The sequence below is a fragment of the Amycolatopsis sp. NPDC059235 genome, assembly GCF_042754125.1.
Lineage (GTDB): Bacteria > Actinomycetota > Actinomycetes > Mycobacteriales > Pseudonocardiaceae > Amycolatopsis > Amycolatopsis albidoflava.
In genome coordinates, this window is sequence record NZ_JBHZAG010000021.1 from 74,957 (window position 1) to 100,341 (window position 25,385).

Consider the following 25,385-nt stretch of genomic DNA (forward strand, 5'->3'; position numbering starts at 1 on the left):
TTTTTCAACCAACCACCCCTAATAGTTTATTTATGTTGTGTTGGTGGTTTGTGTTTTGTTTTTACGGCCCGGGGGCCTTGGCGGTTCCACCCGGCCACCGCCACTCACGAGCGCGGACTAGCGGCGGACGAACGGGCGGGCGCGCATCACCGATTGCGAAGCGGCCCGCACCCGTCCGTCATTCGTCAGCTTCCGCCCAAGCCTTCAACATCACTCGGGCGATCGACGAATTCCCCGGCAGCAACAGATTCGACGCACCACCAGCGATCGGCGTCGGCACCCCGGTCCCGGCGTTCCGGAACGCGGCCCGGACGTCCTCCCGGGACACCCACAGCGCCTCTTCGATCTCGCCCTCAGCCGGAACCAGCGGCGCCTCGCGGTCCGCCCGTGCGGTGAAGCCCAGCATGATCGAGCGCGGGAACGGCCACGGCTGGCTGCCGAGATACCGCACGTCCCCCACCTCGATCCCGGCCTCCTCGCGGATTTCGCGGACGACGCAGCCCTCCAGGGACTCCCCCGCTTCCACGAATCCGGCGAGCACCGAGTAGCGGTCCGGCGGCCAGATCGGCTGCCGCGCGAGCAGCACGTGCGAGCCGTTGACCCCGTCGAGGTCGTGCACCAGGCAGATCACCGCCGGGTCGGTGCGCGGGTATTCCTCGTGTCCCTTGGCCTCGCAGCGGCTGGCCCAGCCGAACTGGATCAGCTGCGTCGGCGAGCCGTCGCGGGCGCAGAAGCGCGACTGCCGCCGCCAGTGCCGCAATGCCTGCGCGGTGGTGAACAGCCCGGCCGACGTGTCGTCGAGCTGCTCGCCGTATCCGCGCAGCTCGACCCACAGCTCGCCGTTGGCGCGCGGCACTTCCTCGATCACGCCCCAGCTGCCCGCGAGCCGCACGCTGTCGGCGTCGCCCTCGATGCTGCCGGGCATCGACCAGTAGTCGACGTCCTCCCACTCGCCGAGGAACACCGCGTCGGCGGGCGGCTCGGTGCCGAAATTCATCGCCTTGCGGGTGGCCAGCGCCGAGCTGCCCTCGACGACCGGCGTGCGGCCGGTGTCGTCGAGCAGCACCACGCGGGCTTCCGACCACTTCGCGGCGAGCCGCTCCGGGTTGGTGCGCAAGGTTTCCTGACGGTCCACTGTGGAACGCGACAGCGTCGGCAGTGCCCCCAGTTCGAACGGAACGCTCATCAGTCCTTCTCGTTTGCCGAAACTCCGAGCGCGGCCAGCTTCGGCGCGAGCAGGTCCGCGTCCCCGACCACGACGCCGGTGAACCGGCCGGGCGCGAAGAACTCCGCCGCCGCTTCGGCGACCTGCTCCTCAGTGACCGCCGCGAGCCGCTCCGGGTGGCTCTGCAGCCACTCGATGCCGAGGCCGTTCGACGCCAGCGCCATCAGCTGCCCGGCGAGGCCGCCCTGCGACGACGTGCCGGTGACGAGCGAGCCCATCGCGTACTGCCGCACCGATTCGACTTCCTCGGCAGTCGGCGCCACGGTGCCGAGCCGGAACAGCTCGTACCGGGTTTCCAGGTACGCCGCCGCGGTGACCTCGTTGGCCGTGTCCGCGTCCACGTTGACCACCGCGCTGTCGCCGGTGAACTCGAAGCCCGAGTGCGCGCCGTAGGTGTAACCCTTGTCCTCGCGGATGTTCTCGACCAGCCGCGAGGAGAAGTACCCGCCGAACGCCAGGTTCGCCAGCTGCAGCGCCGGGTACCGCGGGTCGGTGCGCGGCACCGTCTGCGCGGACAGCCGGATCTGCGACTGCACGGCACCGGCCCGCGGCACCAGCAGGACGTTGCCACCGGTCAGCGCGGGCAGCGGCGGCAGCACCACGGCCGAACGGTCCGACTTCCAGCCGCCGAGCGCGCGCTCCAGTTCGGCCGGAACCTCTTGCGGGTCAAGGTCTCCGACCAGCACGAGCACCGCGCCGCGCGGCAGCACCGAGGCGTTGTGCAGCGCGCGCACCTGCTCGGCGGTCACCTCGGCGACGTCCTCGGCCTGCGGAACCTCGCGGGTCGCCGGGTGGTCGCCGTAGCGGTGCTTCTGCAGCGCTTCGCGCGCGATGGTGCGCGGCTGCGTGCGAGACACCGCGATGCGCTCGATCAGCCGCTCCCGCTCGCGCTCGACCTCCGTGTCGCCGTACGTGGCGCCGGTGAGCACGTCGCCGAGCACGTCCAGCAGCGTCGGCAGGCCGTCGGACAGCGCGGTGCCGCCGAAGTACAACCGCTCCGGGTCCACGCCCGCGTTGAGGTCGCCGCCGATCAGCGCGACCTCGGCGTCGATTTCCACCCGGTCGCGCCGCGCGGTGCCGGTGAGCACGGTTTCCGCGAGCACCTCCGCGGTGGCCGCGTGCATCCGGTCCTCGCCCGCGAACGGGATCCACAGCCGCAGCTCGACCATCGGGACGCTCGCCTTGCGCACCGCGAGCACGCGCAGCCCATTGGACAGCGTCGTGTCCACATGGGACAGATCGGCGGCGGCGCGCTGGCGGCCCAGTTCGGGCAGCGGCCGCGGTCCGGCGGCGGTGCGGCCGATCTCCTCGGCGCTGCGGTGTGCGGCTTTGACCTGTTCAGCCGAGGTCACTGTTCCGTCCCTTCGGTGCTTGCGGGCTTCACGACGAGCACGGCGCGCGCGTCCGGGCGCAGCGCCTTCGCCGCCGCCGACACCGCCTCGCCGGAGACCGCGGACAGGCGGTCGGCGAGCTGGTAGACCAGCGACGCGTCGCCGTAAAGCAGTTCGAACGCGCCGAGCGCCAGCGTGCGCGACACGAGCCGGTCGTGCTCCGCGTGCAGGCTCGCCGCCCAGCGCGCGGTGACCTTCTTCAGTTCCTGATCGTCCGGCGGCGTGGACGCGAGCTTTTCCAGCTCCTCGTCCAGCGCGGCGAGCACGCGCTCGCGCGGCACGTCCGGCGGGTGGATCGCGGTGATGGTGAACGTGTCCGGATCGCGCGCCTCGAACGGGCCGAAGAGCCCGGCGCCCGCGCCGACGTCGACCACCAGGGGCTCGACGTGCACCAGCCGCTGCTGCAGCCGCGAACCGTCACCGTCGGTGAGGACTCCGGCCAGCACCAGGTACGCGAGGTAGCCGTCGAGGTCGTTGATCGGGTCCGGCATCCGGTAGCCCACGGCCAGCGCGGGCAGCGGCGCGTGCGCGTCGGTGTGCTCGCCCAGCAGCTCCGTGGTGGGCAGCGGCTCGGCGAACGACGGACGGACCGGAGCCGGCCGGTGCGGGACGTCGCCGAAGTGCTTCTGGACGAGCGCCTTCGCGTCTTCCACCTCGAAGTCGCCCGCGACGGTCAGCACCGCGTTGGCCGGCGAGTAGAAGGTGTCGAAGAAGGCGGCGCAGTCGTCCAGCGTCGCGCCTTCGAGGTCTTCGAAGGCGCCGTAGCCGTCGTGCGCGTTGGCGAAGGTGGAGTACAGCACCGGCGGCAGCAGGATCCACGGGAATCCGCCGTACGGCCGGTTGCGCACGTTCAGCCGGATTTCCTCCTTGACGACCTCGATCTGGTTCGCCAGGTTCTCCGCGGTCAGCTTCGGCGCGCGCATCCGGTCGGCCTCGAGGAACAGCGCGCGTTCCAGCGCGGCCGCGGGCAGCACCTCGTAGTAGTCGGTGTAGTCCGGGTGCGTGGAACCGTTGAAGGTGCCGCCGCTGGACTGCACGTGCCGGAAGTGCGCCAGTTTCTCCAGGCTTTCGCTGCCCTGGAACATCAGGTGCTCGAAGAGGTGCGCGAAACCGGTCAACCCCTCCGGCTCGGAACGGAAGCCCACGTCGTAGTGCACGCTGACCCCGACCACCGGCGCGGTCGGGTCAGGAGCGAGCACCACGCGCAGACCGTTGTCGATCGTGAAACGGAAGAGCTCGGGATCGGCCATGCCTCCACCCTACGCAGGCGCGGGCGTCTTGGGCTCGTCCGGTCGGAGGTGCCTCGCGCCCTCGAACGCGACCGTCAGTGCGGCCACGAATCCCCTGGTCCGCACCAACGGCACAGCGTCCTCACCGGAGGCGCCGTACCAGTACGCCGACAGCGAACAAGCGTTAACTAGCCAAGCGTCTGCTTCGCCCAGCGCGTACGCGTACGGGAGGGCGCGAGAGGCGAGCAGTTCGTCGTCTGGCGCTTCCATCGCGCGCAGCTGTGCGTTGAGGCCGAGAAGGCGGTCTCGGAGGTCTAGGCCAGCCTTCGTGCGCTCCGGCAGGAGACGAGCTGCTGCTGTCACAGCGAGGCCGGCGGCGAGAAGCACCAACCCGAGTTGTGCGTAACCGACGGTGAAGGCCAGCAGGACGGTGAGGAAGACGCCGTACCCACATAGCCGAGGGCCGATCTTCGCCAGTCGCTTCGGGTAGCGCCAGCCGCGACGGACCGTGTCGGCGACCAGCTCGCGTACGCCTGCTTCGCGGACTTCGGCGAGCGTCGCGGGTTCGCCGGGTACAGCGGCTGCGTACACCGCGCGCTCGAAGGAGGTTAGGTGTTCGTCGGGCGGGTTGCGGCGTACGAGGACCCAGCTGCTCGGGCCGTCTTCGGTGACCCATAGGTAGTTACGGACGCATAGGTCGAGCACCGTCGCGGCTAGGTCGACGGAACTGACGCGTCCGGTGAGTAGCAGTCCTACGTGTCCAGGGAGCACGCCGTCGGGCGACGAGAAGCGGCCGTCGTCGAGAAGCTGTACGGGAGTGGCGCGGCCGGGCTGTACGTCGCGACGGCGGCGTACGAAGACTGCGGCGGCACCCGCGAGCGACAGCACGGCGAAGGCCAGCCACGCCCACCAGACCGGCGCGGTCGCGGCGAAGGGGCCGGTGGGGATGAGGTGCTCTGTCGCGGCGACTGTGCCGCCAGGGAGTTCGGCTGTCAGCTGTACGCGCGAGCCGGGCTGGAGGTTCGGTACCGAGACGCGGGTCAGGCCGGAGTGGTCGATTTGCGCGGCGCCGCAGCGGGACGTCGAATCGGGCGGACCGGCGAGGCAGTCGAGCGCATCGGGGATGGCGGGTGCGGCGAAGGTCGCGCGGACCAGTTCGAGGCGGGTGTCCCAGCCGCCGGCGACGTCCCAGGTCACGTGCTCGACGCCGAGGCTGGTGCCGACCGCACCGTCCACTGTGTACCGGAGGACGGACGTTCCGCCGCGCAGGTAGAAGGTCACCTGGTCGTTGCCGGATTCGGCGTTGCCCGCGCCTTCGATGCTGATGTCGCGGATACCGAGCACGCGGGCGTTGGCGCGCAACGCGATGGTGCGGGTCATCGAGGTGTCGCGCGGCACTGAGACCGCCTCGGTGACGGACAGGCTGCCGTCGCGCTGGACTTTCAGCGCTACTTCAACGCTTTGCGGGAGGCCTGGCAGCGACGGCTGGTCTTGCGCTGCTGCGGGTGTCGCGCAGACGAACGGGATCAGCAGCAGGGCGGCAAGTTTCATTGCGCGGCCACCGCCGAGCGCCGTTCGGCCATGGCCTGGATCGCGCCGATCTCTGCCGCCAACGGAGATTCGGCCCACCCCGTCGGAGTCCCCAACGCGCGGCCACGGCGGGTGTGAACCAGCGGAGCGGCCAGGAAGGTGGCGATTCCAGCGATCAGGAGCGCGACGCCGATCAGCGCCTCGCCGACGGTGAGGGCGAGGACGACGGTCGTCACGACGCCCGCAGCGGCCAGGATGAGCCCGGCTCGGCGGACGTGCGGTTGTCTCGTGGACAGCCAGCCATGGCGATGCGCTTCGGCGTCGAGAAGGGCTTGCAGTTCCGCCGGATCCGGCCGTGCGGCAGCGAGCGGACCCGGCGGGAAGGCTGTCTTGACCGCTTGTTCGAACGGCGTGAGCGGATCGGCTTCGCCATGGCTGACCTGACCGTCGGCGATGTGCAGATGCCCTCGGGCGACGAGATCGAGGACCGTGCCGGTGAGGTCGAGTTCACCACGCAGCCTGGTGCGGCGCCGCAGCACACTGGCACCGATGAGCAGGTAGAGCACTAACGCGAGACCACTGAGGGCAGAAGGAAATCCCGGCGCGAAGGCGGCCAACGGTCCAGTCGGGACGAACCGGGCGTTCTCCGGCAACGGTCCGGTCTGAGCGGCCAGATCGATCCGCTCCTCTAGGCGCAGACCGTTCTGTTCGGCGTGCGCTCCCCCGCTGCGCAGTTCGGAGAAAGTGCACTGCCGAGACGATCCCGGCTGACCGGCGTAGCAATCCGCCGTGGACACTCCCGGCGCGCTGAAGGCGGCAGTGACCCGATCGACCGCACGATCCCAGCCGCCGGTGAGCTGAAACCGCACCTGTCCGCCAGCGGCGACCGCACCGTCCACTGTGTACGAAACGGTGGCAGGCCCGGTGACCGTGATCGTCGTGCCGTCAGCGCTGGCGGCACCGGAAACATGCAGGTCAGTGACCGAGTAAAGCCGGTCCTCGTCGTCCGTGACGGGTACGCGTTCGGCGATGCGGTGGACGGCGGGGGCGTCGGTGACGATGCGCTCGATGACCGTGAGCTGACCGTCCTGGGCGGTGGTGACGGTGACGTCGTCGGCGAGCATGTCCTCAGCTCGGCGGGGTGAAGGGGTTGTCGGACCTCGGCGGAGCCGGAGGCTGAACCGGCGGCGGCGCGTAGACGGGCGGGCCGTACTGCGTCGGCGCGAGCCGGGCGTGGTCGCGGTTGCGGCGTTCGGCCAGCACCGCGGTGAGGAAGACCCACGGCGGCATCCCGTGCGGCAGCGGCACGCCGATCGCCGCCGAAACCTGCTGCGCCAGGCCGAAGCCGAGCGACGCGGCCGCCTCCGGGCGCAGTTCGTGGTAGCGGCCGAGGTACTGGCGGGAGGCCATGGCGAGGTCGTCGGTGAGGCCGCTGAGGTCGAAGTGCGCGGCCCACGCCTCCAGCCCCGGCGGCACCATGAGGATCGCCTGCGCGGACTGCGGCACGCGTTCGCGGATCACCAGGGTGCCCGCGAGGTAGTCGCCGACACGGCGGCCGTTCGACGACGTCAGCGACACGATGACGGCCACCGCGCCGAGGAAGCCGAGCGCCCAGAAGTCGACGAAGAAGCCGGCGAGCCCGCGGGTCAGCGCGTGCCGGAAGCTGATCGGGCCGCCGTCGAGGCGCACCACGCGCAGGCCGAGCGCGAGTTTGCCGAGCGAACGGCCGCGGCTGAGCGTTTCGAACAGCACCGGGTAGCCGATCACGACGAGCACGAACGTGGTCAGCATCAGCGCGATGGTGAGCGCCGAGTCGAACGACCCCGCGGTCAGCATCAGCGCGACGAACACCAGCAGCAGCAACGCGGCCTGGACGAGGACGTCGAGCAGCATCGCGACCGCGCGGCTGGCGAGCTTCGCCACCCGCAGGTCGAGGACGACGGCCTCACCGGTGACGAGATCGGACTCTTCCTGCACGAGGCCAGCGTAGAGCGCGGACGCGAGCGCCGGTGGCACTATCCTGGCGCACGAGGGAGGTGGCCGGTGGACGTCGATGTGTTCGTCGCGGCGCACAGTGCCGAATGGAGCAGGCTCGGCGAGCTCGCCGGACGGCGCAGGCTGACCGGCCAGGAGGCAGACGAGCTGGTCACGCTGTATCAACGCACCGCGACGCATCTGTCGATGATCCGCTCGACCGCACCCGACCCGGCCCTGCTGGCGAGGCTGTCGGCGCTGGTCGCCCGCGGCCGTTCGGCGGTGGCCGGCTCGCACAGCCCGGCGTGGCGCGAGGTCGGCCTGTTCTTCACGCGGAGGTTTCCGGCCGCGGTGTACCTGAGCCGCCGCTGGTGGATCCCGGCGGCGCTGCTGTCGGTCGCAGTGATGGCAGTGCTGGGCGTGTGGATCGCCGGCGATCCGGAGGTGCGCGCGTCGCTGGTGTCGCCGGACGAGGTGCACGCGATGACCGCACCGGGCGGCCAGTACGAGACGTACTACTCGACCGGGCCAGCGGCGTCCTTCGCGGCGAAGGTGTGGACGAACAACGCATGGGTCGCGGCGACGTGCCTGTTCCTGGGCGTCGCGCTCGGCTTGCCGGTGATCGCCGCACTGTGGATGAACTCGCTGAACGCCGGGGTCGCGATCGGCTTGATGTCGTCTGCTGGACGCGGCGACGTGCTGCTGGGCCTGCTGCTGCCGCACGGTTTGCTGGAACTGACGGCAGTGTTCATCGCGGCGGGGACCGGGCTGAAGCTCGGCTGGACCGTGGTGGACCCAGGACGCCGCTCGCGAAGCGCGGCACTGGCCGAACAGGGCCGCTCAGTGGTGGTGATGGCGCTGGGGCTGGCGTGCGTGCTGCTGGTGTCCGGCGTGATCGAGGCATTCGTGACACCGTCCGGCTGGCCGACGTGGCTGCGAATCGGCATCGGGGCGGTGGTGGAACTGCTGTTCCTGACGTACGTCTTCACCCTGGGACGACGAGCGGCACTAGACGGGGAGACCGGCGATGTCGACCGCCGCGCCGCCGGAGACGCCCTGCCCGAAGCTGGCTGACCCCTGCCTGGCGAGAAGTCCGTGAAGGGCTCCTTGAGGGAATCTAATTCCCTCAAGGAGCCCTTCACGGACCTACAACCGGCCCGCGGCTTTCAGGGCTAGGTAGCGGTCGGCGAGGGCGGGCGGCAACTCCTCCGGCACCGCGTCCACCACCCCGACCCCATGCCGGGTCAGCCAAGCCACCGACGACTCCCGGCCAGCCAACGCGCGTTCCGCCGCGGCAGCGTCGTAAACCGCCTCCGCCGACCCCCGCGAAGCCGCCATCTCCGCCACCCGCGGGTCCGCCACCGAAGCCACCAGCACCTCATGCCGAGCCGTCAGCGACCCCAGCACCGGGAACAGTCCCTCTTCCAACGGAGCCGGTTCCAGCCCCGTCAACAACACCACCAAAGCCCGCCGCCGAGTCCGGCGCAGCACCTCCGCGGCCATCCCCCGTGCGTCCGTCTCCACCAGCGACGGTTCTATCGTGGCAAGGGCATTCACCAAAGACGGCGTCGAAGCATTCGGAACCGAAGCCTGCACCCGACGGTCATAAGCCACCAGATCGACCCGGTCGCCCGCCCGGGAAGCCAGCGCGGCCAGCAAAAGCGCCGCGTCCATCGCCGCGTCCAAGCGCGGTGCGTCGCCGACTCGACCGGCCGAGACGCGGCCGGTGTCCAGCACCAAAACCACCTGCCGATCTCGCTCCGGACGCCACGTTCGCACCATCACGTCGGAAGCACGGGCCGTCGCGCGCCAGTCGATCGAGCGGACGTCGTCGCCGATCACGTATTCGCGCAGGGAATCGAATTCCGTTCCCTGGCCCCGAATCAACACGGCATTGCGACCGTCCAGCTGCTGCAAGCGAGCCAGTCGCGAAGGCAGATGCTTGCGGCTGTGGAACGGCGGCAGCACCCGAACCGCCCACGGCACCTCATGCGAACCCTGCCGCGCGGCCAGCCCGAGCGGGCCTACCGCGCGCACAGTCACCCGGGCCGCGATGCGGTCGCCGCGGCGGGTCGGGAGCAGCGCGGTCGTCAACGCACGGCGTTCGCCGGAAGGCACGACGAGAGCGTGCCGGTCGTCGGCACCGGCGCTCGGCGGCCAAGCGTCGCGCAAGGAGCCGCGGACGGTGCGTCCGCCGGGGTTCGTCACGGTCAGCGTGACCTCGGCGGGCTCCCCCAGCCGGACGGAAGTGGTGCCGCTACGCGAAAACCGCAGCGCCCGCACGCTCCCGGCCAGCGCGAGGTCCACGACGACCAGCACCAGCAGCACCGCGACCACGATCGCGACGCCGGTGCCGGACGGGAACAGCAGCCCGACCACCAGCGCCCCCAGGAGCGCCAGCAGCCCGAGCCGCCCGGTGACTGCCATTTAGCGCGGCACCGGCACGGAGGCCAGCACCCGGTCGAGGACGCCGTCCGCGGTCACGCCTTCGAGTTCGGCTTCCGGCCGCACGTCGAGGCGGTGCCGGAGCGCGGGACGGGCGAGCGCCTTGACGTCGTCAGGCGTCGCGTAATCCCGGCCGGACAGCCAGGCCCACGCACGCGTCACGGCGAGCAAAGCCGTTGCACCACGAGGAGAAACGCCGATGCGCACCGCCGGGAGTTCCCGGGTAGCGCGGCACAAGTCGACGACGTAGCCGATCACTTCCGGGCCGACGGTCACCTTCGCGACCGCCTCCCGCGCGGCAGCGAGCTCCGCCGCCCCCGCGACCGGACGCACGCCTGCCGCAGCCAGGTTACGAGGGTCGAAACCCTGCGCGTGCCGCCAAAGAATGCCGATTTCGTCCTCACGTGACGGTGCCGGCATGGTCAGCTTCAACAGGAACCGGTCCAGCTGCGCCTCAGGCAGCGGGTAGGTGCCCTCGTACTCCACCGGGTTCTGCGTCGCGATCACCACGAACGGATCCGGCAACGGCCGCGAAGTGCCGTCGATCGAGACCTGCCGCTCTTCCATCGCTTCCAGCAGCGACGACTGCGTCTTCGGCGGCGTCCGGTTGATTTCGTCCGCCAGCAGCAGATTCGTGAAGACCGGGCCCTCGCGGAAGGAGAACTCGCCGCTGTGCGCGTCGTACACAATGGACCCGGTGACGTCGCCCGGCATCAGGTCCGGCGTGAACTGCACGCGCGTCGTCTTCAGGTCCAGCGACGCCGCCAAAGCCCGCACCAGCAACGTTTTCGCGACACCCGGCACACCCTCCAGCAGCACGTGCCCCCGGCAGAGCAACGCGAGGATGAGCCCGGTGACGGCCGCGTCGTTGCCGACCACGGCCTTCCCGACCTCGGCGCGCAACGCGATCAGGGCCGCCCGCGCGTCCTGCATCTGTTCGGCACTCAAGAACGCTCCACCTCTCGTTCCACCGCGTCCAGTTCGTCCGCCAGCCGCACCAGCGCCGTCTCGTCGGACGGCGACGGGCCGTACAGCACCGCCCCGACCTCGTTCGGCGCCCGGCCGGTCCGCGCGCTCACCGTCTCCACCACCGCGGGCGGGCCGGCGTCGCGCGGCAATCCCAGTCTCTTCCGCAGCCGCGTCCGGGCTGCCTCGCGCAAGGTTTCCGCCGCGTGCCCGGTCGCGCCGCCGCGCCGGTACAGCCGGGCCCGGCCCTCCGCCGTTTCCGCCGACCGCACGACCACCGGCAGCGGTTCGCGCACCACCGGCCCGAGCCGCCGCGCCCGCCACAGTGCGAAAAGGACGATCGCGATTCCCGCGGTCAGCGCGCCGTAGCGCCAGCCCGGCGGGATCAGGTCGACGAACGGCTTCTTGTCGTCAGCCAGCGCGGGGTCCTCTGTGGACGGTACGTACCAGGTCAGCTGCCGGTGATCGCCCAGCAACCGCATGCCGAAAGCCGCATTGCCTTCTTTGGCGATCTGGTCGTTGGTGAACGCGTCCGCGGAACCGAGCACGGTCACCGTTCCGGTTCGGTCAGCGAGCTGCACAAAAGTCGGTTCGCCGTTGTCGCTGTAGCAGGTGCGCGCCGTCTTGTCGTCCGTGCGGTAATGGCGTCCGCCGAGCGTCACCGAGCCCGCGCTGACCGCCGCGCCGACCGTACAACCCGGTTGCAGTGTCCGGACATCTCCCGCTCCCATCGAGGAAACTGTCGGCGCGGCCATGCCGAGCGCGGTCGATCCGGGCGCGACGAGAACGAGGTGCGCGACCCGGCGGCGCAGATCAGCCAATCCGTTCGTCGGCACCAATTGCGGGTTGGTGATCAGCAGTGTTCCGCTGTCGGCCGCCTCGCGCGCCTCGGCGAGCGAATGCACGGCGTGGATCTGAACGCCTTCCTGCTCCAGCAAATGCGCGAGGGCGTGGCTGCCGCGTGGCTCGTAGGAGCCGGGGTCGAATTCGCCGCTGGTCTGTTTGCCGCGACTGAGCACAATGGCCAGTGCGACGATCACGATCAGCAGGAGAATCGCGAGCGGAATCCGGGCGCCACGCCAGATTCGGCGCAGATCCGGCGAAACAGCTGTGCTCATGCGTCCGCCAAAACCGGTCGCGCGCGACGGACGCGTTCGTCCAATTCGGACAAAGTGCGGTAGCCGGCTTCGGTGCCCGGCCGCCCGCCGTAGTGGACGTCGTCGAACTGCCGCGCGGCAGCGGTGAGCTCAACAGCAAAGTCCGGCAGGAACCTTCCGGCTTCGGCGACGGCTTCGTCCGCGGTCCGGCCGGAGCGGACGTCGAGCAGCGCGCGCTCCTCCATCCCGCGCACGAGCGCGCGGAACCGGTCCCGCACCGCGTCCGCGAAATCGCCGCGAGCGGCGGCTTCCTCGGCGGCTTTCCGGTACTCGTCCGCGGTTTCGCGCCGTCCGCTGAACACCTCGCCGGACGTTTTCGCCGACCGGCCGACCTTGCCCACCCGCAGCCGCACGACCACGATCAGCACGATCACCAAGGCCAGCACCAGCAGCAGGCCCAGCGGACCGCCGGGCACGCCGGACAACGCGTTGAACAGTTCGGAAATCCGCTGCCCGAGCCATTGCGAGACCTGCTCGAGAAAGCCCGGCCGGGCAGCCGCGTAACCCGGATCGGTCAGTTCCTGGACCGCCCGCAGCCGGGCGGGGTCCCGGTCGATGTCGACCGGGACGTCGGCGAGAAAACCGATCACCACGCCTGCTGCGGCGGTTGCGGCGGCTGGAGGCCCGCCGCCCTGGCCAGTTCGATGTCCATGCCCTCACGGCGCATTCGCTGATCGATGTAGAGCACCACAGTGACCAGCGCGGTGAACGGCATGACGATCGTCTCCGCGATCACCTTGCCCACCGACTGCAGCACCAACCCGCCGGTCGTCACCTTCGGCAGGGTCGCCTGGGGGTTGAAGAGGCCGCTGAACGCGCCGGAGCCGAGGCTGAACGGAACGCTGATGATCGCCGAGATGATCCAGCCGATCACGCCCGCCAGCAGCAGAATCCCGAACACCCGCCAGAACATGCCCGACACGAGCTGCCGCGACCGCGTGAACGCCTGCCCGATCGTGCCGCGTTCCAGCACCAGCGCGGGACCGGTGAGCGACCAGAACACATACGGCAGCACGGCGGGAAGCAGGCAGAACGCCGCGGCGACGATCGTGGCCAGCGCGTAAAGGACGGTGACCGCGAGCAGCGGCAGCAGGCGCGGAGCGGCTTCGCGCATCGCCGAACCGAAGTCGACCGGGCGGCCAAGCACCGCCTTGCCCATCACCACGGTGAGGAAGCCGGTGAGGAAAGTCTGCGCCAGCATCGAGATCACGAGCGTCGGCAGCAGCGCGGTGAGCGCGGAGCCCAGCAGGCTGTAAGCCGCGTCGAGCTGCTGTTGCTGCGTCGCGGCCGGGCCGAGCTGGGCGACCCGGTTGAAATCGGGCACCAGCCACAGCGACGCGGCGAGATTCAGCCCCGCCGAGACCACCGCGACGATCGCGGCCACCCCGAGGATCAGCAACGGATACCGGCGGATCGCGGTGATCGCGCCGTCGAGGATGTCGCCGACGTTCAACGGACGCAACGCGATCACGCCCGGTTTGCCCAGCCCGTTCGGGTTCCAGCCGGCGCCGGGACGCCCGTAGGCGCCGCCGGGGTACTGCGGAAGCGGTTGCTGGCCCGGGGATTGCCACTGGCCGCCCGCGGGCGGCGGAGTCGCGCCAGGAGGCGGGAATGCGCCGGGCTGTCCCGGAGAGGCGCCGGTCGGGTTCTCGCCGTCGGAAGACGAAGACACGCCAGCCGAGGTCTCGCTGCCCGGCTGCGGGGATGCCGGATTCTCACCAGCAGAAGGCGAAGCCGCGCCAGCCGGACTTGCCCAGCCCGGCTGCGACGTAGCGCCACCCACGTTTTCGCTGGCAGGCGACGGATTCGCGTCGGCCTGACCGTCCGAAGCGGCCTGCGGCTCCCCGGACGAAGCGGAGTTTTCGCTGGCGGACGACGAAATTCCGGCGCCAGAGCCGGACGGCGAGGACGAGGTGTCCGTTTCGCCGGTCTCCGGCGGAGTGGCGGCGGACGCGCCGGGGTCGGGGCTCGCGAAGCCCCGGCTCGGCGTAGGCGTGTCGTCCCCCGGCCCGGGCGAACCGGGTGAATGTGTCATCGGAGCCCCTCGTCTGCACGGCCCTGCGGTTGCTGCCGTCACTCTTCCAGAGCCGTCCGCACCCGGCCAGACCTGGGGGGACGTCCGGGCGAGGACGCAGTCCGGCGAAGTGCTGCGGCGGGCCGGGCGTCCCCCGATATGCTGAACGGCAAGCCGGGGGACGCCCGGCCCGCGCCGAGACCCACCGGGACTGCCCTGATGACGCAACCGCCCTACGGCCAGGTGCCGCCACGCGGGACCGTTCAACCGCCGCCGGTGCCGGGTCAAGGACCGGTGCCGCCGGGCCAGTACCCCGGCCAGGCGCAAGGTCCCTACCAGGCACAGCCGGGACAAGGGCCGTACCAGGGACAGCAGCCGCAGTACCAGGGCCCGCCGCCGCAAGGGCCGCCGCCGCAGGGACCCCCGTGGCAGCAGCCGCCGTCGTCCTACCCGGTGCCGCCGCGCAAACCGACCGGTCTGATTGTCGGCCTGTGCCTCGGCGCGGTCGCGGTGCTGGCACTGGGCGTCGTGGCGATCGTTTCGCTGAACCGCGGGTCGGGGCCGAGCAACGCGGGCTACCAGGCCGCGCCGCCCTCGCCGACTTCCGCCTACGAACTGCCGCCCACCAGCGGTTCGTCCACCGCTTCGAGCGCGCCGACCAGTCCGTCGGAAAGCCCGAGCACCTCCGCCAGCGCGGGACCGCACAAAATCCTCAAGCTGGCCGATCACCCGATCCTGCAGGACCGCAACGCCGGCCTCCAGAACCTCGTCTGCAACCTCCCGCAGTGGACCAGCACGCAGGACGGCGCGGAAGCGTTCTTCACCGCGGCGAGCAAATGCCTCGACGCCGCGTGGGGTCCGTTCCTCGAGTCCTACAACCTGCCGTTCACGCCGCCCGCGCTGCACTTCCCGACCGGGCCGAGCTTCGACACCGAATGCGGCACCATCCAGGTCGGCATCGCGACCGCGGCGTACTACTGCGAGAACAACCTGTACGTGCCGTTCAAGGGCCTGCAGACCGACCAGTACGGCAACAATCCCGGTGTCTATCTGGCACTGTTCGCCCACGAGTACGGCCACCACGTGCAGGAAGTCGCGGGCATCATGGACGCCGCGTGGCAGAAGATCTACGCGGCCGGGCAGAACAGCCCCGAGGGCCTCGACATGTCGCGCCGCAAAGAACTACAGGCGCAGTGCTTCTCCGGGATGTTCCTCGGAGCGCACGTCGACCGCGGCGGCACGATCACCCGCGACATGTACAACAAGGCCTGGAACGACCAGGAAACCCGCGGCGACAACACTTCCCGCAGCCACGACCACGGCACCAACGCGCACTACGCGCAGTGGTGGCGAGCCGGGGCGAAGGACAACCGGATCGCGGACTGCAACACCTTCGCCGCGTCTGCTTCGGACGTCAGCTGAACCGGTCGCTACTGCGGTCGTAGCGGTTCGCTTCCAGTGGCTGCGTTCGGGGCAATCCAACCACTACGGGTGCAGTGGTTCGCTGAGCGCAGCTGAGTTTTGGGGAAGGTTGGCGCTGCGGGTGCAGTGGTCGCTTCCGGTGGCCGCGTTCGGCACAATTCAAGCACTACGGGCGTAGTGGTTTGATGATCGAGGCTGAGTCTTAGCGAGGATTGGCGCTGCGGGCGTAGTGGTTTGCCCAGCGCGCCTTCCGCTTCAAGCGGCGGCCGTGATCCGGGAGCGTCAGCTGAGCAGCGCGAGCTTGCCCGAACCGCGGATCACCAGGTAGGCGTACATCCCGCCGCAGAAGCAGGCGAACACCAGCAGCGCCAGCGCGATCGGCGCGCGCAGGTCCTGCGAGCCCGCCGAGGTGTCCGGAGTGGTCACCGAGACGAGGCCGCTGTCCGGGGCGTCGTCCGGGACCAGCACCTGGAGATGCTCGTCCTTGCCGTGCCCGCAACTGTCGAGCGTGCCCTGGCGCGGTTTGCCGCCGAGCTGGAACGAGACCGATTCGGCCGCCCCGGGAACCGAGCAGTCGACGGCCTTGGTGATCTGCGCGTCCACCGGCGCGCCCGCGGACTTCGCGTGGATGCCGAGCAGCCCCGGGCCGGCGAGCCACGTCAAGACCACGACGAGCACCCCGGCCGCGATCGGGATGCCCACCTGCAGCCACCGCTTGACGGGGCTCTTATGCGGGGGGTCGGAAACCTGCACGAGACCATGCTTCCAGATGGCGGGGGCAAAACCCAGTGAGGTGCCCGCGCACGGGGGACCCCGGCACCCGCCGCGAGTGCGACGTCACCCGCCGCCCCCGGCTCTGCTTAGCCCCAATGCCACTTTGGGTGCGTCTCAGCCGCTCAACGCCGCCTTCGCTGCATCCCGCGCGCCCGAGTGGCATTCGCGCATCCACGCCGCGTTCGGTACCTCCGCGCACTCAACACGGCATTTGCGCACCCGCGTGGCCCGCGCCGCGTTCGGTCACCGGCGCACTCAACACGGCATTTGCGCACCCACATACCGCACGCCGAGGTCCCTGCCTCCGCGAACTCAACACGGCGTTCGCGCACCCCGCGTGCCCCACGCGGCGTTCGGTCACCGGCGCGCTAGATGCGGCATTCGGTGCATCAGCGCTCCCCATGCCGCCTCACGCCACCCCATGCCAGCTCAGTCCAGCCGCAGCCAGACCCGCCCCAGCCAAACCAGGCGAACCTCAGCGTTCGATGTGGTCGACCTGCGTGACCTTCTTGACGTACAGCAGCCGATCCCCCGGTTCCAGCGCGTCCGCCTGCGGAGCGTCCACCCGGTAAAGCACCCCGTCGCGCACCACGCCGAGCACCGTGTCCGGCAGGTGCCGGGGCGAGCCGCCTTCCTCGCTCGGTTCGATGGCGCGTTCGGCGATCGCCAGTCCGGATTCCGGGGTCAGCAGGTCCTCGACCATGTCCACTACAAGCGGAGTGGACGTCGCCATCCCGAGCAGCCGCCCGGCCGTCTCGCTCGACACCACGACCTGGTTCGCCCCGGACTGCTTCAGCAGGTGCACGTTCTCCGCCTCGCGCACCGACGCCACGATGTGCGCCTTCGGGGCCAGTTCGCGCGCGGTGAGGGTGACCAGCACGGCCGTGTCGTCGCGGTTCGGCGCGACCACTACGGCCCGCGCGTGCTGCACGCCCGCGACTCGCAGGACGTCCGCCCTGGTCGCCGATCCGTGCACGGTGACAAGCCCGAGCGCGCTCGCCGCGTCCAGCGCCTGCTGGTCGGTGTCGACGACCACTACGCGGTTGGCCTGCACCTCCTCGTCGCCGAGCAGCGCGTTGACCGCCGAGCGGCCCTTCGTGCCGAAACCGACGACGACGGTGTGGTCACGCACCTTCGTCCTCCACTTCTGGATTTTGAACGCCTGCCGGGAGCGCTCGGTGAGCACTTCCAGGGTGGTCCCGACGAGGACGATGAGGAAGAGCACCCGCAGCGGCGTGATCACGATGACGTTCACCAGCCGCGCGGACGCGGTGGCCGGGGCGATGTCGCCGTAGCCGGTGGTCGAGAGGGAAACTGTCGCGTAGTAAAGCGAGTCGAGGAGCGAGAGGCCGTCGCCGTTGGCGTCGCGATAGCCGTCCCGGTCGAGATAGACGATCAGCACCGTGGCGAGCAGCGCCAGCAGCGCGCCGATGATCCGCTTGACGATCGCCCGCATCGGGCTGACGGTCAGCTCCGGCATCCGGATCACGCCGACGAGCTCGTGGTCGGGCCGGTCGTTCAACCGGACGTTCAGGGGCAGCCGTTTCAAGGCCTTCATGCACCGGCCCCCAACGCGCGTTCGGCGTCACTCACAGCCGGGAGGATAACCCAATCGGAGCACCCGCACACCCGTCACGGCGATCATGCTGTGGCAGGCTTGCCGCATGTCCGAGCCTCGCGCGTCGCAACGTCCGGCCCACTTTCTCGCCGCCCTCCTGGCCGGGGCCGGGGTCCTGCACTTCGTCCGGCCGAAGCCGTTCGACGCGCTGGTCCCGAAGGAGTTGCCCGGTGACCGGCGCACCTGGACCTATGCCTCCGGTGCCGCCGAGTTGACCGTCGCCGCCGGGATCGCGTTGCCGCGCACGCGTCGGCTGGGCGGGCTGGCGGCGGCGCTGCTGTTCGTCGGGGTGTTCCCGGGGAACGTGAAGATGGCGCTGGACTACCAGCGACGCGGACGTCCGGCCCGGGATCGTGCGGTGGCGTGGCTGCGGTTGCCGATGCAGTGGCCGTTGGTGAGCTGGGCGTTGACCGTGCGCGATCGGGCCTAGCTCTTACTCTCGCGGAACGTTGCGCAGCAAGGCACGCAGGCCTTCCGCGTCCAGGAGATCGGCTGGGCGCAACGTGTGTCCAGGTCGGACATAGTGGAAGGCCGCGCGCACCCGTTCCACCGGAACTTTCTTCAGCGCCGCCCACGCCAATCGGTACGCGCCGAGCTGAACCGCCAGTGCCGGCAACCGTTCTTCGGACGGGACCGAGCCGGTTTTCCAGTCCACAACAGTCCAGCCACCGTCCGGATCGGCGTACACCGCGTCCATCCGGCCGCGCAGGGTGATGCCTTCGACGTCCGCGGAGAACGGCACCTCCACGGCCACCGGGACGCGGTCGGACCATTCGCTGTTCTCGAAAGCTTCTTGCAGGGCTTCGAAATCAGTGTCCGGAGCCTCGCCGACGTCGGCCGCGCCGGGCAGGTCGTCGATCTCCAGCAGCCGGTCGCCGGAGAAGCGTTGTTCCAGCCAGCTGTGGAACGCGGTGCCGCGGCGGGCGAAGGTGTTGGGCGGCAACGGAAGTGGGCGACGCAGGCGTTGCGCCAGAGCGTCCGCATCGGACGCCAAGTCCACCAGTTGGCTCACGCTCAGTTGCGCGGGCAGCGCGACGCGATCCACTGTGGACTGCGAGCGGGCGCGTTCGGCGAGCAGGACGTCGGTGTCGGCGGCCCAGCCATCGGGATCTTCCGGGTCGATGACGTCTTCGTCGTCTTCGAAGTCTTCTGCCAGGTACTCCTCTTCGTCCTCGGGTTCCGGCGGCAGCGGGATTTCGTCGTCGTCGGCCGCCGGAAGAGGTTCGGCTTCGGGTTCGGGTTCGGGTTCCGGCTCGGGTTCTTCTTCCAGCGCCGCCATTTCCGCCAGCAGCAGATCCACCCCGGTGGCCACGCCGGACCGCCGGTCGCCCAGCGGATCCACCGGCCATTTCGCCGCTCGCGAGTCCGCGACCAGCGGGTTCTCGTCGTCCTCGGCCGGTTCGTCAGCCCAGACGTCCACAACGCCCAGCGGCGGATCGGCCTCGCCCATCACCTCGGCGATCTCGGACAGGAAGATCGACGGACCCTTGGCGCGCGTACTGCTTTCGTTCCACCAATGCCCCGAAACGAGCAGCGCGCGCTCGGAACGGGTCAGCGCGACGTAACACAACCGTCGCTCCTCGTCGGCCTCGCGCGCGACGAACCCTTCCTCGTGCAGTTCCAGTGCTTCCTGAACTTCCTTGCGGTCATAGCCTTCCGCGACCTGCAGCTTCGGCAGATCCGCCGCGTCACCACGCAAATGCGCAGGCAGCGCGGTAGAAGTGCGCAACCATGACGACGAACGACGTTTGCCCGGGAACACCTCAGCGACCAGGTGCGGAACAGCCACTACTTCCCACTCCAGCCCCTTGGCGGAATGCACGGTGAGCACCTGCACGCGGTCCGGAACCACCTGCACTTCACCAGGCGTGAGGCCGTCCTCCGCGTGTGCCGCGGTGTTCAGGTAGTCCACAAAGGACAACAGGGTCGCGGTCGGCGCGGTTTCCGCGTAATCAGTAACGACTTCGGCGAACGCGTCCAAATGCGCGCGACCAGCCGACCCGGGACGGGCGAGCGATTCGACATCCAGCAGCATCGTGCGTTCGACATCCGCGACCAATTCCGGCAGCGATTGATCCAACCGCCGCCGCAACGCGGTCAATTCCGCACCGAGCCGACGAATGCGGCGGTACCCCTCCGCGGAGTAACGCTCGGGCGCGCCGGGTTCGTCGACGGCGTCGATCAGGCCGGCCTGTTCCGCGCGTTCGGCGACCAGCTCCGGCTCCTCGCCCTCCTGCGCGCGCGGTTCGGGCGAGGTGAGTTCGTTGGCCCGCCGCCACAACGCCGCGACGTCCGCCGCCGCGATCCGCCAGCGCGCACCGGTCAGCAGCCGTGCGGCCGCGCTGCCCGCGAGCGGATCGGCGAGCACCCGCAACGTGGACACGAGGTCGGCGACCTCCGGTTCGTCCAGCAATCCGCCGAGGCCCACGACCTCCACCGGCAGCCCGCGCATGCGCATTTCCGCCGCGATCGGGGCCATGTCCGCCCGGCGGCGCACCAGCACCGCGGCGGTCGGCGGCTTGCCGGATTCCTCTTTCTCCGCATGCCAGCGCTGCGCCATCGCGTCGGCGACCCACTCGCGTTCCGCGCGCACGTCCGGCAGCAACGCGACCGCGATGTCCGCCGGTCCAGCGCCGTCCCGCGCGCGCAGCCGTTCGACGCCAAGTCCGCGCTGCCGCAACGGTTCCGAGATCGCGTTGGCCAGCTCCAGAATTTCCGGCGGATTGCGGAAACTCGTGAGCAGCCCGAATTCGTGCGCGGTTTCGAGCCGTTCCTCGCCGCGGCGCGGGAAATCCGTGGTGAACCGGGGCAGGTTCGCCGCACTCGCGCCGCGCCAGCCGTAAATCGCCTGCGCCGGGTCGCCGACCGCGGTCACCGGCATCGGCGGATGGTCAACCCCGCCGAACAACGACCGCAGCAACACTCGCTGCGCGTGTCCAGTGTCCTGATACTCGTCCAGCAGCACGGCCCCGTAACGCTCGCGCTCACCCGTGACCACCGCCGGATATCCGTCCGCGAGCTGAGCGGCCAGCGACATCTGGTCCGCGAAGTCGAGCGCGCCTTCCGCCCGTTTGCGCCGGTGGTAATCCTCGACCAGCGGCAGCAACGCGAGCCGAAACCGTTGTGCTGCCAGCACATCCTGAAGCTTCACCGGCAGCGACGCGCGCTGCCCTTTAGCCCGCGGCGCGTTTTCGATGACCTCGCACAGCCATTCGGTGTACTGCCTGAGCTTCTCCGTCGAAATCAAATGCTCGCCAAGTTCACCGGCCAGCGCAAGCAGTTGCGCGGTGACCGTCGGCGGCACCCGGTCGGTGTCCAGGTCATTGTCCCAAGTGGACACCACTCGGTGCGCCAGCTGCCAAGAGGAAGTCTCCGACAGCAACCGGACACCCGGCTGTACCGGAAGCCGCAAACCGTGTTCCGACAGCAAACGCCCGGCATACGCGTGATAAGTCAGCACCGTCGGTTCGCCAGCGACCACAGTGGACCGCAACGCGCCCGACGGATCAAGTCGCTCCAACAGCCCCGAGCCAGCGAGCCGCCGAAGCCGCGCCCGCACCCGCTCGCCGAGCTGACGCGCGGCTTTACGGGTGAAGGTCAGGCCGAGCACCCGCTCCGGGCTCACGATTCCGTTGACCACCAACCAGACCACGCGCGCGGCCATGGTTTCTGTCTTGCCCGCGCCCGCGCCCGCGACGACCAGCGACGGCTCGACCGGCGACGCGATCACGGTCGCCTGCTCGGGCGTCGGACGGTGCAACCCCAGCGCGTCGGCGATTTCCGCGGGTCCGACGGGGTTGGCGATCACCACCGGGCTCACGGTCCGGTCACCTGACGCCCTTCCGGACGCAGCGGGCAGCAACCGCGCGCCGGGCACCGGTCGCAGTCGGCGTTCTCGTGCGCCTGGTAGTCCGGACCGACCGCGGCAGCCGCAGCGGACCGCACGAGTTCCAGCCACTCACGCCCGCTGTCCTCGTCCATCGGCGGCTGATCCCGTTGCGTGGCCCCGGTTTTATTGTTCCCTTTCGCGACGTAGACGAGTTTCGCGCCGCCGGGCGTGTTCTTGCCCTCGACCGCGCCCAGCAGCACCGCCAGCTGATACGCCGCGAGCTGCGGGTGCTTCTCCGCGTCCGCGCCGGACACCGGGACCTTGCCGGTCTTGATGTCCACGATCACCGGGCGGCCGTCCTTGTCCATCTCGACCCGGTCGACGCGCCCGCGCAGCAGCACGCGGACCTCTTCGTCGCCCATCGGCAACTCGACCTCGATGTCCTGCTCGACCCCGGCCTCGATCAGCTCCTGCCGCGATTTTTCCAGCCACGACACGAAGTTGCGCAGCATGAGCTCCACTCGGGACCGCTCGCGCCGGGAAAACCACGGCGCGCCAGCGTCCACGCGCACCCACGCCTCGTCCAGCGCGGCCTGGATCTGCTCCTCGGTGCTCCCGCCCGCGATCGCCTGCGCCAGGCCGTGCACGAGAGTTCCGGTCACCGCCGCCAGTTGCGCCGGATCACTGCCACCGTGCCGTTCGATCAACCAGCGCAGCGGGCACTTCACGAGGATCTCCACAGTGGACGGAGAGATCCGCATGAGGTCGCCTGGCCCGTGCACCGGGTCCTCTGTGGACGCTTCCATCAACCCGTACCAAGTGTCCGGATGCGCGCCCGGAACCCCAGCTGCGGCGAGCCGGGCAAGCTGTTTCGCCGCCCGCTTCCGCCGCTCCGGGTCCGTCTTGTCGTCGCACACGACCTCGCGCAGCTCGCCGACCAATTCGGCCAGCACGAGCGATCGGCCCGGCGGTTTCATCCGGGAGTCGAGCATGCCGTCGTCGGCGCCGTTCTCCTCAAGGTCGTCTAGGAACCGGGACGGCTGCTCGTCTTCTCCGGCCACCGCGGTGACCAATAACGTCCGGCGCGCCCGGCTCGCCGCGAGATAGAACAGCCGCCGCTCCTCGGCGAGAATCGGCGCGATCGCGGACACCTTGTCGTGTTCGTCCACTCCGGACAGCAGGTCGACCAGCCGCTCCACACCCAGCAACGACCCGCGCAGCCGCATGTCCGGCCACGCACCCTCCTGCACCCCGGCGACCGCGACGACTGTCCACTCGCGACCCGCGGACGCGTGCGCGGTAAGCAGCGAAACCCCTTCACCCGGAATAGCCGCGGGCGCAAGGGTGTCCCCCGCGATGTTCTGCGACGACAGATAATCCGCGAACGCCGCGACACTCGCCTTGGGCAACCGGTCGGCATACCGGCCCGCCGAATCGAACAACGCCACCACAGCGTCCAGGTCACGATCAGCCTGCGCGCCCAGCGAACCGCCGCGATCCACCAACCGCAGCAACCGTTCCTGCAGCCCGCTCGCCTGCCACAGCTCCCACAACACCTGCTCGACGCCGTCACCGCGGCTCACCGCCTGGTGCGTGACACTCAACAGCTTGCCGACCCGACGCACCGGCAGCGCTTCGTTGTCAGCGAGACCAACGAGAATGTCCCCGCCCCGCAATGCTTCCACGAGCAGTTCGTCACTCGACCGCTGCCCACCGCCAGCCAACTCCAGCCGACGCAGACCGCGTCGCAACCGCCGCAACGCCAACGGATCAGCCCCACCAAGCGACGAGGACAGCAGCATCTCCGCGATGTCGACGTCCAGCAGTTCCGGTTCGGCCGCGATCCGCAAAACCGCCAGCAACGGCCGGACCGCGGAGTGTTTCGCCAACGGCAATTCCTCAGTAGCCGAACCGATCGGCACCCCAGCCGCGCGCAAGGCGCGTTGCAACACCAGGAAAGTCCGCGCCGGAGACCGCACCAGCACCGCCATCTCCGACCACGGCACCCCGTCGACAAGATGAGCCCGACGCAGCTGGTCGGCGATCCAGCTCGCCTCCGCTGCCGGCGTCGGCATCAGCCGCACCCGCACCTTGCCGCCGCGTTTCCCTTGCGGGGTAACCAGCTTCCGATGCGCCGAGGCACCCGGAAGCGTCGCACCGAGCTTCGCGACCGCCGCCCGGACAGTCGGAGCGAGCCGGTGCGACGTGGTCAGCATGACTGTCCGGTCGCCGTCATTGTCGGAATCGGCGAACAGTTTCGGGTCCGCGCCACGGAAAGAAAACACCGACTGATCGGGATCGCCGGCCACCACGAACTCCTCCGCGGTGTGCCCGATCGTGCGGATCAGCTGGACCTGCAACGGATCCAGGTGATGCGCGTCGTCGACGAACAGGTGCCGCACCCGGCCTCGTTCACGCTCGCGCAGCTCCTCGTCGTCCTCCAGCGCGAGCAACGCCGACGTCACCAATTCGGCGGCGTCGAGCGCGGGCGCGGCAGGCAGGCCGAGCGCGTTCCCTCCGGCCCCCTGCAGCTGGGTGACCTCCTCGTACTGTGCCCAGAACTCCCCCGCCGCGACCCACTCCTCGCGATCCTGGCGATGCCCGAGTTCGGTGAGATCCTCCGGCCCGAGCCCCCGCTCGGCAGCCCGCATCAGCAGGTCGCGCAGTTCCTCGGCGAACCCGGGCACGGTCAGCGCCGGACGCAACTGCTCCGGCCACCCGGTCGCGCCCTCGTCCAGGTCGCCCTCCAGCAGCTCGCGCACGACCACGTCCTGCTCCGCTCCGGCCAGCAATCGCGGCGGCGGCAGCTCCTCCGCGCGAGCTTCCAGGCGCAGCAACGAAAACGCGTACGAATGCACTGTGCGCACGAGCGGTTCACTCACCGTGCGCGGCAGCGGAGACTCCTGGTCCGGATCGGACGTGAGCCGTCGCGTGAGGTCGGCCCGCAACGCGTCCGCCGCCCGGCGGGACGTCGTGAGCAGCAGCACGCTCTCCGGATCCGCCCCCTCCGCGATCCGGCGCGCGGCCGCGGTGGCGAGCAACGCGGTCTTGCCGGTGCCCGGCCCGCCGAGCACCCGGCGGAATCCCGAGGGGGCCGACAGCAGCCGTCGAGCGTCCTCGTCCCAGGTGAACGTGGGTGCGGCGGGGACCGGCGGGCGCACCAGCCGCGCCTGTCCGTTCCCTGCTCTCCGCACGTGCACATCAGCGATGGAACCATGCCCGCTCACCCGGGTGGCGCACCGGCACACCCCTCGGCGGGACTATCATCTGCCGGGTCATGAACGACGAACTGCACGAGCGGATACGCGCAGTCATCGCCGACGTACCCGCGGGGACAGTCGCGACGTACGGCGACGTCGCAGCGCTCTCCGGTGCTCCCTCTCCGCGCATGGTCGGCCGCGCCCTCGCCGAGGACGGCCACGACCTGCCCTGGCACCGCATCCTCCGCGCGAACGGGACTCCCGCGCCGCATCTGCTGCACGAACAGCTCGAACGGCTGCGCGCCGAGGGCGTGCTGGCGGACGGCGAAAAGGTGGACCTGCGGAAGTACCGCTGGCGGCCGGACGGGGACGAGCCTGGCGAGGACGAGCCGCCCGGCTTGTTCTAGATCTTCCGCAACGGCTACTTCCCCGCACCACGGCCTCCGCACGACCACTCCCGCACCACGGCCTCCGGACAGCCACTTCCGCGCTGTGGCCTCCGCACAGCCGCTCCCGCACCATGAACTCCGCACGGCCACTTCCGCGCCGTGGCCTCCGCACGACCACTCGCGCACCATGGACTCCGCACAGCCACTCCCGCGCCATGGCTT

The 25,385-nt window shown here is 70.1% G+C and carries 19 protein-coding genes; 4 read left to right on the top strand and 15 right to left on the bottom strand.

All coding sequences use genetic code 11. The features are described 5' to 3' along the window. Window positions 1-178: 178 nt before the first annotated feature. Genes nudC through ACFXI3_RS16505 form a run of 6 tightly spaced genes read right to left on the bottom strand, consistent with a single transcriptional unit; the run spans window position 179 to window position 7,352 of the window. Window positions 179-1,186, bottom strand: a complete 1,008-nt coding sequence (gene nudC / locus ACFXI3_RS16480; RefSeq protein ID WP_378400185.1) for an NAD(+) diphosphatase — start codon at window positions 1,184-1,186, stop codon at window positions 179-181. Beyond that, window positions 1,186-2,577, bottom strand: coding sequence for a pitrilysin family protein (locus ACFXI3_RS16485; RefSeq protein WP_344288502.1), 1,392 nt, complete (start codon window positions 2,575-2,577; stop codon window positions 1,186-1,188). Before ACFXI3_RS16485 ends, nudC begins: the two co-directional genes overlap by 1 nt. Then, the gene (locus ACFXI3_RS16490; RefSeq protein ID WP_344288504.1) at window positions 2,574-3,866 is read right to left on the bottom strand and encodes a pitrilysin family protein; all 1,293 of its coding nucleotides are present in this window, start codon (window positions 3,864-3,866) and stop codon (window positions 2,574-2,576) included. The genes ACFXI3_RS16485 and ACFXI3_RS16490 overlap by 4 nt, the downstream gene beginning before the upstream one ends. 9 nt (window positions 3,867-3,875) lie before the next feature. Continuing rightward, window positions 3,876-5,396: a DUF2207 family protein gene (locus ACFXI3_RS16495; RefSeq protein ID WP_378400186.1), complete on the bottom strand. Its 1,521-nt coding sequence runs from the start codon at window positions 5,394-5,396 to the stop codon at window positions 3,876-3,878. After that, on the bottom strand, window positions 5,393-6,499 hold the full coding sequence (locus ACFXI3_RS16500; RefSeq protein WP_378400187.1) for a hypothetical protein: 1,107 nt from the start codon (window positions 6,497-6,499) through the stop codon (window positions 5,393-5,395). Before ACFXI3_RS16500 ends, ACFXI3_RS16495 begins: the two co-directional genes overlap by 4 nt. Before the next feature lie 4 nt (window positions 6,500-6,503). Then, window positions 6,504-7,352 (bottom strand): RDD family protein, encoded by an 849-nt coding sequence (locus ACFXI3_RS16505; RefSeq protein WP_378400188.1) that lies wholly within the window; start codon window positions 7,350-7,352, stop codon window positions 6,504-6,506. A 66-nt stretch (window positions 7,353-7,418) separates the two neighbouring features. Between ACFXI3_RS16505 and ACFXI3_RS16510 the strand changes: the two genes are divergently transcribed. Next, complete coding sequence (locus ACFXI3_RS16510) at window positions 7,419-8,423, top strand: stage II sporulation protein M (protein ID WP_378400189.1); 1,005 nt, start codon at window positions 7,419-7,421, stop codon at window positions 8,421-8,423. 72 nt (window positions 8,424-8,495) lie between these two features. On the opposite strand, the gene ACFXI3_RS16515 is transcribed toward ACFXI3_RS16510, so the two are convergent. The 5 genes from ACFXI3_RS16515 to ACFXI3_RS16535 are packed head-to-tail and all read right to left on the bottom strand — an operon-like array spanning window position 8,496 to window position 13,952. Next, entirely contained in the window at window positions 8,496-9,776 is a 1,281-nt protein-coding gene (locus ACFXI3_RS16515) for a DUF58 domain-containing protein (RefSeq protein ID WP_378400190.1), read from the bottom strand. Beyond that, a complete protein-coding gene (locus ACFXI3_RS16520; RefSeq protein ID WP_344288893.1) occupies window positions 9,777-10,727 on the bottom strand; it encodes a MoxR family ATPase in 951 nt (316 codons plus the stop codon). It lies immediately after the preceding gene. 11 nt (window positions 10,728-10,738) lie between these two features. Continuing rightward, on the bottom strand, window positions 10,739-11,878 hold the full coding sequence (locus tag ACFXI3_RS16525) for a DUF4350 domain-containing protein (protein ID WP_378400191.1): 1,140 nt from the start codon (window positions 11,876-11,878) through the stop codon (window positions 10,739-10,741). Next, entirely contained in the window at window positions 11,875-12,510 is a 636-nt protein-coding gene (locus ACFXI3_RS16530) for a DUF4129 domain-containing protein (protein WP_344288518.1), read from the bottom strand. The genes ACFXI3_RS16525 and ACFXI3_RS16530 overlap by 4 nt, the downstream gene beginning before the upstream one ends. Further along, window positions 12,504-13,952 (bottom strand): hypothetical protein, encoded by a 1,449-nt coding sequence (locus ACFXI3_RS16535; protein WP_378400192.1) that lies wholly within the window; start codon window positions 13,950-13,952, stop codon window positions 12,504-12,506. The genes ACFXI3_RS16530 and ACFXI3_RS16535 overlap by 7 nt, the downstream gene beginning before the upstream one ends. A 198-nt stretch (window positions 13,953-14,150) precedes the next feature. On the opposite strand from ACFXI3_RS16535, the gene ACFXI3_RS16540 reads away from it, so the two are divergent. After that, entirely contained in the window at window positions 14,151-15,353 is a 1,203-nt protein-coding gene (locus ACFXI3_RS16540; protein WP_378400193.1) for a neutral zinc metallopeptidase, read from the top strand. 282 nt (window positions 15,354-15,635) lie between these two features. Here the strand turns inward: ACFXI3_RS16540 and ACFXI3_RS16545 are convergent, their stop codons facing one another. Both ACFXI3_RS16545 and ACFXI3_RS16550 read right to left on the bottom strand, forming a co-directional pair. Beyond that, entirely contained in the window at window positions 15,636-16,055 is a 420-nt protein-coding gene (locus ACFXI3_RS16545; RefSeq protein ID WP_344288521.1) for a hypothetical protein, read from the bottom strand. A 547-nt stretch (window positions 16,056-16,602) separates the two neighbouring features. Then, on the bottom strand, window positions 16,603-17,685 hold the full coding sequence (locus tag ACFXI3_RS16550; protein WP_344288523.1) for a potassium channel family protein: 1,083 nt from the start codon (window positions 17,683-17,685) through the stop codon (window positions 16,603-16,605). 106 nt (window positions 17,686-17,791) lie between these two features. On the opposite strand from ACFXI3_RS16550, the gene ACFXI3_RS16555 reads away from it, so the two are divergent. Beyond that, window positions 17,792-18,175 carry a DoxX family protein gene (locus ACFXI3_RS16555; RefSeq protein WP_344288525.1) on the top strand — a complete coding sequence of 128 codons (384 nt, stop codon included), beginning with the start codon at window positions 17,792-17,794 and terminating at the stop codon, window positions 18,173-18,175. Window positions 18,176-18,178: 3 nt separating this feature from the next. Here the strand turns inward: ACFXI3_RS16555 and ACFXI3_RS16560 are convergent, their stop codons facing one another. Together ACFXI3_RS16560 and ACFXI3_RS16565 are read right to left on the bottom strand one after the other, a co-directional pair. After that, window positions 18,179-21,565, bottom strand: coding sequence for an ATP-dependent helicase (locus ACFXI3_RS16560; RefSeq protein WP_378400194.1), 3,387 nt, complete (start codon window positions 21,563-21,565; stop codon window positions 18,179-18,181). Then, entirely contained in the window at window positions 21,562-24,735 is a 3,174-nt protein-coding gene (locus ACFXI3_RS16565; protein WP_378400206.1) for an ATP-dependent helicase, read from the bottom strand. The genes ACFXI3_RS16560 and ACFXI3_RS16565 overlap by 4 nt, the downstream gene beginning before the upstream one ends. Window positions 24,736-24,851: 116 nt before the next feature. Here ACFXI3_RS16565 and ACFXI3_RS16570 point away from each other — a divergent pair, with 116 nt between their 5' ends. Next, entirely contained in the window at window positions 24,852-25,181 is a 330-nt protein-coding gene (locus tag ACFXI3_RS16570; RefSeq protein ID WP_067585909.1) for an MGMT family protein, read from the top strand. The last annotated feature ends 204 nt before the right edge of the window (window positions 25,182-25,385 follow it).